Here is a 2,977-nt window from a genome sequence, read left to right as displayed (position 1 = left end):
GCCGTCGCCACCGCCCAGCAGGTCGGTGCCGGCGCCCGAACGCACGGCCATGCCGTCCATTTCGACGCGGGTCAGCTCGGGGCCGTTGCCGCGGATGGATACGTTCACACCTTCGCCGAAGTCGCCGCGGTCCAGCGCCACGCCGGCGATGCGCGAGATGGCCTCGCCGATATTGCGGTCAGGAAAGGCGCCCACGTCCTCGGCCACGATGGAGTCCTGGGCCGTGGCCGCATGCTTCTTGCGGTTGATGCTGGACTGCTGCGACTGGCGCGTGCCGACCACCAGCACGGTTTCAAGTTCCTGCACCGGGGCGCCTGGCTTGCGCGCCGCCGGCTTGGCGTCTTCGGGCTTGGCGCCGTCGCCGCTTTGCTGGGCGAGGGCGGATTGCTGGGCCATCAGGGCCAGGGCCATGGAAACGGCGGTTGCCACCGCAGGCTTGTTGAACTTGTTCACGTGTCTTCTCCGCGCTCCGGTGGGATCCCGGGCTTGTTGTGGGTCGGGTCGCTGCGGGTCGGATAGAGGCGCTTTTGCACCGTCTTCCCGGGCCGCGGCGCGACCTTAAGCAGCCGCCGTAACTCGGAGAAATTCGTTTTGTCTCGTTTGCTATCCCGAAAAGAAATACCGGGCCCAGAAACACTGGTTAACCCGAGGAAGCGAATAGAAACAGTCACGGCCGTGATTGGCCGCAACGCCCTCGGCGCGTTTCCTACGGCTTGACGCGCCAGACCCGCTGCACGGGCGCGGTGCGGCGCAGCACGCGCAGCACGTCGGCCAGGTGCAGACGGTCGCGTACGGCGATGAGCAGCGTCATCTCGGCCGTTTCGCGCAATTGCGCCTCGTCGCTCATCGAGATGTGGGTGATGTCGGCCTCGGCCTGGGCCACCGCCTGGGCCACCTGGGCGAGCACGCCCTTGCCGTTGGCCATCAGCAGCGCGATGCCGGCCTCGAAGCTGCGGCCCAGCTCCTCGGCCCATTCGACCTGGATCCAGTGCTCGCTGTCGCGCTGGAAGAGGCGGCGGCCGATGGCGCATTCGCAGGTGTGCACGATAAGTCCTTCGCCGCGCCCGAGGTAGCCGCGTACTTCGTCGCCGGGGATGGGGCGGCAGCAGCTGGCCAGCTGCACGGAAGCGCCCTCGTTGCCGTCGATGGTCACGCTGCCCTGGTTGGACGGCGCCTCAGCGAAGCGGCCGAGCGTCAGCGCCAGCGCATCGGGCTTTTGCCCCTGCTCGGCCATCAGTCGGGCCAGCTTCTTGGCAATGATGGTGGCAATCTTGCGGCCCGCGCCAATGTCGACGAGGAGCTGCTCGGTGTTTGCGCTGCCGGCCCAGCCGGCCAGCTCATGCCAGATCGGCGCAGCCGGGTCGTCCAGCTCCAGGCTGGGCAGCCCGAGGCCTTCCACGCGCATCGCCTGGGCCAGCATCTTCTCGCCCAGTTCGCGGGACTCCTCCTGCTCCAGGTCCTTCAGGTAGTGGCGGATCTTGGAGCGGGCCCGGCCGGTGCGCACGAAGCTCAGCCAGGCCGGGTTGGGGCTGGCGCCCGGGGCGGTGATGATCTCGACGATGTCGCCGCTGCGCAGCTCGGCGCGCAGCGGCACGGCCTCGCCATTGACCTGGGCCGCGACGCAATGGTCGCCGACGTCGGAGTGGATGGCGTAGGCGAAGTCCACCGGCGTCGCGCCCTTCGGTAACGCCATGATCTTGGACTTGGGCGTGAAGACGTAGATCGCGTCCGGGAAGAGGTCGATCTTGACGTGCTCGAGGAACTCGTTGGCGTCGCGCGTTTCATCCTGGATGTCGATGAGGCTTTGCAGCCAGCGCGCATTGGCCTGCTGGGCCACCAGCGCCGACGCCTGTTTGCCGCGGCTCTTGTAGATCCAGTGCGCCGCCACRCCCTGCTCGGCGATCTGGTGCATGCCCTCGGTGCGCAGCTGGAACTCCAGCGGCGTGGCCAGCGGCCCCATCAGCGTCGTGTGCAGGGACTGGTAGCCGTTGTCCTTGGGCGTGGCGATGTAGTCCTTGAAACGACCGGCTTGCGGCTTGTAGAGCTGGTGCAGCACGCCCAGGGCCGTGTAGCACTGCAGCGGCTCCTCGGTCAGGATGCGAAAGCCAAAAATATCGCTCACCTGGGCAAAGGACAGGCCGCCCTTTTCGCGCATCTTCTTGTAGATGGAATGGACCGTTTTCTCGCGCCCCTGCACCTCCACGCGCAGGCTGGCCTTGGCAAAGGCGGCGCGGATCTCGGCCTCGATGCGCGACACCAGGTCGCGCCGGTTGCCGCGCGCCTTGCCCACGGCCTTGCTGAGCGCCGCATAGCGCCAGGGGTGGAAATACTGGAAGGACAGGTCCTGCAGCTCGCGGAAGGTCTGGTTCAGGCCGAGGCGGTGGGCGATGGGCGCATAGATGTCGAAGGTCTCGCGCGCGATGCGGCGGGCCTTGTGCGGCGCCATCGCACCCATGGTGCGCATGTTGTGCAGGCGGTCGGCCAGCTTGATGAGGATGACGCGCAGGTCGCGTGCCATGGCCAGCAGCATCTTGCGGAAGGACTCGGCCTGCGACTCCTCCTTGGTGGAGAACTGCAGCTTGTCCAGCTTGGTCAGGCCGTCGACCAGATCGGCCGTCGTGGCGTCGAACTTCTCGATCAGCTCGGCCTTGGAAACGCCGCAGTCTTCGACCACGTCATGCATCAGCGCCGCCATCAGCGCCTGGGCATCGAGTCGCCACTCGGCACAGATGCCGGCGACGGCGATCGGGTGGGTGATGTAGGGCTCGCCGGTCGCCCGCTTCTGGCCCAGGTGGGCCTCGTCGGCGAACTTGTAGGCCTCGCGCACGCGCTTGACCTCGGCCTTGCTCAGATAGCCGAGTTTGGGGGCGAGGGCATCAAAGGAAGCAGCTTCCGCCTGCGTGGGCGGCGCCGCCTGGCGCAATCCAGGCAGCGTGAACCAGGCGGTGAGGGAGCGTTGGGCCATATGGTCCCGAAT

The 2,977-nt window shown here is 67.2% G+C and carries 2 protein-coding genes; both read right to left on the bottom strand.

Annotated features, from left to right (window positions below; genetic code table 11):
* The coding region (locus AC1DU6_RS25505; protein ID WP_477860508.1) for a TonB-dependent receptor plug domain-containing protein at window positions 1-453 on the bottom strand (453 nt) is incomplete at its 3' end.
* A 253-nt stretch (window positions 454-706) separates the two neighbouring features.
* Entirely contained in the window at window positions 707-2,965 is a 2,259-nt protein-coding gene (locus AC1DU6_RS25500) for a RelA/SpoT family protein (RefSeq protein WP_457355865.1), read from the bottom strand.
* Between the last annotated feature and the right edge of the window lie 12 nt (window positions 2,966-2,977).

This window comes from Roseateles sp. P5_B10 (assembly GCF_056400485.1).
The sequence above is the reverse complement of the archived record's forward strand: the minus strand, read 5'-3'. Positions and strand labels throughout refer to the sequence as shown.